The sequence below is a fragment of the Streptomyces sp. SID3212 genome, assembly GCF_009865405.1.
Lineage (GTDB): Bacteria > Actinomycetota > Actinomycetes > Streptomycetales > Streptomycetaceae > Streptomyces.
The window spans coordinates 1-5,636 of record NZ_WWJY01000977.1; the positions used below are offsets into that span (position 1 = coordinate 1).

The window sequence follows — 5,636 nt, forward strand, 5'->3', positions numbered from 1 at the left end:
GGCGGCGGTGGCTTCGGCGGTGGCGGCGGAGGCCGTCCCGGCTTCGGCGGCCGTCCCGGCGGCCCCGGTGGCCGTGGTGGCACACAGGGCGCGTTCGGCCGTCCCGGCGGGCCCGCCCGCCGTGGCCGCAAGTCGAAGCGGCAGAGGCGCCAGGAGTACGAGGCCATGCAGGCCCCGTCCGTCGGCGGTGTGATGCTGCCCCGTGGCAACGGCCAGAGTGTCCGGCTGTCGCGCGGTGCGTCGCTCACCGACTTCGCGGAGAAGATCAACGCCAACCCGGCGTCGCTCGTCGCCGTGATGATGAACCTCGGCGAGATGGTCACCGCCACGCAGTCCGTCTCCGACGAGACCCTCCAGGTCCTCGCCACCGAGATGAACTACGTGCTGGAGATCGTCAGCCCGGAGGAGGAGGACCGCGAGCTTCTCGAGTCCTTCGACATCGAGTTCGGCGAGGACGAGGGCGGCGAGGAGTTCCTCGTGTCCCGTCCGCCGGTCGTCACCGTCATGGGTCACGTCGACCACGGTAAGACCCGGCTGCTGGACGCGATCCGCAAGACGAACGTCGTCGCGGGCGAGGCCGGCGGGATCACGCAGCACATCGGCGCGTACCAGGTCGCCACCGAGGTCAACGGTGAAGAGCGCAGGATCACCTTCATCGACACCCCCGGTCACGAGGCGTTCACCGCCATGCGTGCCCGTGGTGCGAAGTCCACCGACATCGCGATCCTCGTGGTCGCGGCCAACGACGGTGTGATGCCCCAGACGATCGAGGCGCTGAACCACGCCAAGGCGGCCGACGTGCCGATCGTGGTCGCGGTCAACAAGATCGACGTCGAGGGCGCCGACCCGACCAAGGTGCGCGGACAGCTCACCGAATTCGGGCTGGTGGCCGAGGAGTACGGCGGCGACACCATGTTCGTCGACATCTCCGCCAAGCAGGGTCTGAACATCGACAGCCTGCTGGAGGCCGTGATCCTCACGGCCGACGCCTCGCTCGACCTGCGGGCCAACCCGGAGCAGGACGCGCAGGGCATCGCGATCGAGGCCCACCTCGACCGCGGCCGTGGCGCCGTCGCCACCGTGCTCGTCCAGCGCGGAACGCTCCGCGTCGGTGACACGATGGTCGCCGGTGACGCGTACGGACGTGTCCGGGCCATGCTCGACGACAACGGCGACAACGTGGACGTGGCGACCCCGTCGACCCCCGTCCTCGTCCTGGGACTCACCAACGTCCCCGGTGCCGGTGACAACTTCCTGGTGGTCGACGACGACCGCACCGCCCGGCAGATCGCCGAGAAGCGTGCCGCCCGTGAGCGGAACGCGGCCTTCGCCCGCAGGGGCATCCGGTTCTCCCTGGAGAACCTGGACGAGGCCCTCAAGGCCGGCCTGGTGCAGGAACTCAACCTCATCATCAAGGGCGACGCGTCCGGTTCGGTGGAGGCTCTCGAGTCCTCGCTGCTCCAGCTCGACGTCGGCGACGAGGTCGACATCCGGGTCCTGCACCGCGGTGTGGGTGCGGTCACCGAGTCGGACATCGACCTGGCGATGGGCTCCGACGCCATCGTGATCGGCTTCAACGTGCGCGCCGCGGGGCGTGCCGCGCAGATGGCCGAGCGCGAAGGGGTGGACGTCCGGTACTACTCGGTCATCTACCAGGCGATCGAAGAGATCGAAGCGGCCCTCAAGGGCATGCTCAAGCCGGAGTTCGAAGAGGTCGAGCTGGGTACGGCGGAGATCCGCGAGGTCTTCCGCTCGTCCAAGCTCGGCAACATCGCGGGTGTCCTCATCCGGTCCGGCGAGGTCAAGCGCAACACCAAGGCCCGGCTCGTCCGCGACGGCAAGGTCATCGCGGAGGACCTCAACATCCAGGGTCTGCGCCGCTTCAAGGACGACGTCACCGAGATCCGCGAAGGCTTCGAGGGCGGTATCAACCTCGGGAACTTCAACGACATCAAGATCGACGACGTCATCGCGACGTACGAGATGCGCGAGAAGCCGCGAGGCTGACGCGCGGCTGGTAGCCGGGGCCGGTCGGCGGGAGGTATTTCCGTCGACCGGCCCCGGCCGCTGCGTTACGGTTCTGAACGTCCCTGCCAAGCGTTGGCAGGCGTCTGAACCCGCACCGGCGGGACATCCGGATACGCATGTACGTGGGGACTCTGTCCTTCGACCTCCTCCTCGGCGACGTACGGTCGTTGAAGGAGAAACGCTCCGTCGTCCGGCCGATCGTCGCGGAGCTCCAGCGGAAGTTCGCGGTGAGCGCGGCGGAGACCGGTGACCAGGACGTCCATCGCAGGACCGAGATCGGCCTGGCGGTGGTGTCGGGGGACTGGACCCACCTCAGGGACGTCCTCGACCGGTGCGAACGCATGGTCGCCGGGCACCCGGAGGTGGAGCTGCTGTCGGTACGACGGCGGCTGTACGGCGACGAAGACTGACTTGTACACCAGAGAAACCGATAGGAAGAGTGACGGACCGGTGACCGACAACGCGCGGGCCCGCAAGCTGGCCGATCGCATCCAGGTCGTGGTCGCGGAGACCCTGGACCGGCGAATCAAGGACCCCCGACTCGGCTTCGTGACCATCACGGACGCCCGCGTCACCGGCGACCTGCGGGAGGCCACGGTCTTCTACACGGTCTACGGCGACGACGAGGAGCGCGCGGCGTCCGCGGCGGCCCTGGAGAGCGCCAAGGGCGTGCTGCGCTCCGAGGTGGGCCGGCAGACCGGGGTCCGCTTCACCCCGACGCTGGCCTTCGTCCCGGACGCCCTCCCGGACAACGCCCGCACCATAGAGGACCTCCTCAACAAGGCGCGGGCGAAGGACGCGGAGGTACGGGAGGTGTCGACCGGCAAGACGTACGCGGCGGGCGCGGACCCGTACCGCAAGCCGGAGGACGACGACGAGGCCGACGGCGAGGCCGCCGCCACCCCCACCGACGAGGACGGCTCCACCAAGGAATGACTGACCAGACCCCCACACCCGACGGACTTGTCATCGTGGACAAGCCGTCGGGTTTCACTTCGCACGACGTCGTCGCCAAGATGCGCGGGATCGCCAGGACCCGCCGCGTCGGCCACGCCGGCACGCTCGACCCCATGGCGACCGGCGTGCTCGTCCTCGGCGTGGAACGGGCCACGAAGCTCCTCGGGCACCTCGCGCTGACCGAGAAGGAGTACCTCGGCACGATCCGGCTGGGCCAGGACACCGTCACCGACGACGCGGAGGGCGAGATCATCTCGTCCACCGACGCGTCGGCGGTCACCCGTGAGGGCATCGACGCGGGGGTCGCGGCCCTCACCGGACCCCTGATGCAGGTGCCGTCCAAGGTCAGCGCCATCAAGATCAACGGCAAACGGTCGTACGCGCGCGTGCGCGGCGGCGAGGAGTTCGAGATCCCGGCCCGCCCGGTGACCGTCTCCTCGTTCCGGGTGTACGACGTGCGCGAGGCCGTCGCCGGGGACGGCACGCCCGTCGTCGACCTCGTCGTCTCCGTCGTCTGCTCCTCGGGGACGTACATCCGCGCCCTCGCCCGAGACCTCGGGGCGGGCCTCGGGGTCGGCGGCCACCTCACCGCGCTGCGCAGGACCCGGGTGGGTCCCTACGCCCTGGACGCGGCGAGGACCCTCGACCAGCTCCAGGAGGAGCTGACCGTCATGCCCGTCGCGGACGCCGCCGCGGCGGCGTTCCCGCGCTGGGACGTGGACGAACGGCGCGCGAAGCTGCTGCTCAACGGGGTACGGCTCGACATACCGCAGTACGGGACGGGACCGGTCGCGGTGTTCGGCCCCGAGGGCCGTTTCCTGGCCCTGGTGGAGGACCAGCAGGGCAAGGCGAAGAGCCTGGCGGTCTTCGCCTGATCCCCGGCCGGCCGTGCGAGGGCGTTCCCCCTCGTCCGCCGGCCATACCGTGGGGCGCCCGAGCACGCCCGGCCGCCCCACGATCCCCCTCCCGGAAGGGGTCTGTCCATCTCCGCGCCCCGCATCACCCCTTCGGCGGGGCGCGTGGGGTGCGCGCCGGATGCACCGGGGGGCGCGTTCCCCCCGGGAGGGGGCCGGGCGGACCCTTCGGACCTCGGTGCCGATGCGGGGGGCGGGCCCCGGGCATGGCAGTCTTAGAGCTGCGTAATCCGGCAATCACGTACACAGTTTCGGGCGAGGAGCGGTCACAGTGCAGCGCTGGCGTGGCTTGGAGGACATCCCCCAGGACTGGGGGCGCAGCGTCGTCACCATCGGCTCCTACGACGGCGTGCACCGGGGACACCAGCTGATCATCGGCCGGGCCGTGGAGCGGGCGCGGGAGCTGGGGGTGCCGTCGGTCGTGGTGACCTTCGACCCGCACCCCAGCGAGGTCGTACGCCCCGGCAGCCACCCGCCACTCCTCGCACCGCACCACCGGCGCGCGGAACTGATGGCGGAGCTGGGCGTGGACGCGCTGCTGATCCTGCCCTTCACCGTCGCGTTCTCGAAGCTCTCCCCGGCGGACTTCATCGTGAAGGTCCTGGTCGACAAGTTGCACGCGCGAGCGGTCATCGAGGGCCCGAACTTCCGCTTCGGGCACCGGGCGGCGGGGAATGTCGCGGTGCTCTCCGAGCTGGGGACGACGTACGACTACGAGGTCGAGGTCGTCGACCTGTACGTCACCGGCGAGGCGGGCGGCGGCGAGCCGTTCTCCTCCACCCTGACGCGCCGGCTGGTCACCGAGGGCGACGTGGCGGGCGCGGCGGAGATCCTGGGCCGCCCGCACCGCGTCGAGGGCATCGTCGTACGGGGCGCGCAGCGGGGACGCGAGCTGGGCTACCCGACGGCGAACGTGGAGACGCTGCCCCACACGGCGATTCCGGCGGACGGGGTGTACGCGGGGTGGCTGACGGCGGCGGGGGAGCGGATGCCGGCGGCGATCTCGGTGGGCACGAATCCGCAGTTCGAGGGGACGGAACGTACGGTCGAGGCGTATGCGATCGATCGCGTGGGCCTGGATCTGTACGGGCTCCATGTGACCGTGGACTTCTTCTCGTACGTGCGGGGGCAGCAGAAGTTCGACTCGATCGAGGGGTTGCTGACGGCGATCGCCGACGACGTAAAGCGAGCGCGCGAGCTGTTGGAGACCGTGTAGTTGCCTTGACCCTTGCCCGGCCTGGCGGCCGTGCTTTTGTCCTCAATCGCCGGACGGGCTCTGTTTTGCGTCTGCCCGGTGCGCGGGTGCGGCTTACTGATTGTCCTCAATCGCCGGACGGGCTTGATTTTGCCCGCTGCGGGCCGGTGGCCCTGGTGCGGGTTGTTGCCGGGGGCCGGGCAGGGGCCGTGTCCTGCACTGCATGTTTTACGTCGCGTTCGGGACCTCGTTTAGTTCACCCTTCGCCACGCGACACAAAACACGCTTTACGTTCCGGACACGACCCCTGCCCGTCCCCCTTCCAGGCCCGCGTACAAGACAACCCCCGACCCGCCCCGATCTTGGAAGGCGGCGGGGCACTTCCAGCCCGTCCGGCGTTTGAGGACATTGGTAAGTGGCACCGTCCACCGGCGCAAACTGGCCCACCCCGAGGCGGGGGCTCGTCCAGTTCACCGGCGGCGTGAGGGGGGTGGGGTCGGAGGAGGTGCGTGTGGCCGGACGTAAAGCGTGTTTTGTGGCGC

Annotated in this window: 5 protein-coding genes; all 5 read left to right on the forward strand. The window is 69.9% G+C overall.

What is annotated here, in order from left to right; genetic code table 11:
- Positions 1-2,007: translation initiation factor IF-2 (gene infB, locus GT042_RS29330; protein WP_161311732.1), on the forward strand; the 2,007-nt coding region annotated here is incomplete at its 5' end.
- 137 nt (positions 2,008-2,144) lie between these two features.
- Positions 2,145-2,438: a DUF503 domain-containing protein gene (locus tag GT042_RS29335; protein WP_161311733.1), complete on the forward strand. Its 294-nt coding sequence runs from the start codon at positions 2,145-2,147 to the stop codon at positions 2,436-2,438.
- Between the two features lie 40 nt (positions 2,439-2,478).
- On the forward strand, positions 2,479-2,964 hold the full coding sequence (rbfA, locus tag GT042_RS29340; protein ID WP_161311734.1) for a 30S ribosome-binding factor RbfA: 486 nt from the start codon (positions 2,479-2,481) through the stop codon (positions 2,962-2,964).
- Positions 2,961-3,860, forward strand: coding sequence for a tRNA pseudouridine(55) synthase TruB (truB, locus tag GT042_RS29345; RefSeq protein ID WP_161311735.1), 900 nt, complete (start codon positions 2,961-2,963; stop codon positions 3,858-3,860). The genes rbfA and truB overlap by 4 nt, the downstream gene beginning before the upstream one ends.
- A gap of 310 nt (positions 3,861-4,170) precedes the next feature.
- A complete protein-coding gene (locus tag GT042_RS29350) occupies positions 4,171-5,115 on the forward strand; it encodes a bifunctional riboflavin kinase/FAD synthetase (protein ID WP_161311736.1) in 945 nt (314 codons plus the stop codon).
- The last annotated feature ends 521 nt before the right edge of the window (positions 5,116-5,636 follow it).

Excerpts from the sequence above, each read along its gene's own strand:
- GT042_RS29335 (WP_161311733.1), top strand. The coding sequence starts at position 2,145 with ATGTACGTGGGGACTCTGTCCTTCGACCTCCTCCTCGGCGACGTACGG.
- truB (WP_161311735.1), top strand. The coding sequence starts at position 2,961 with ATGACTGACCAGACCCCCACACCCGACGGACTTGTCATCGTGGACAAG.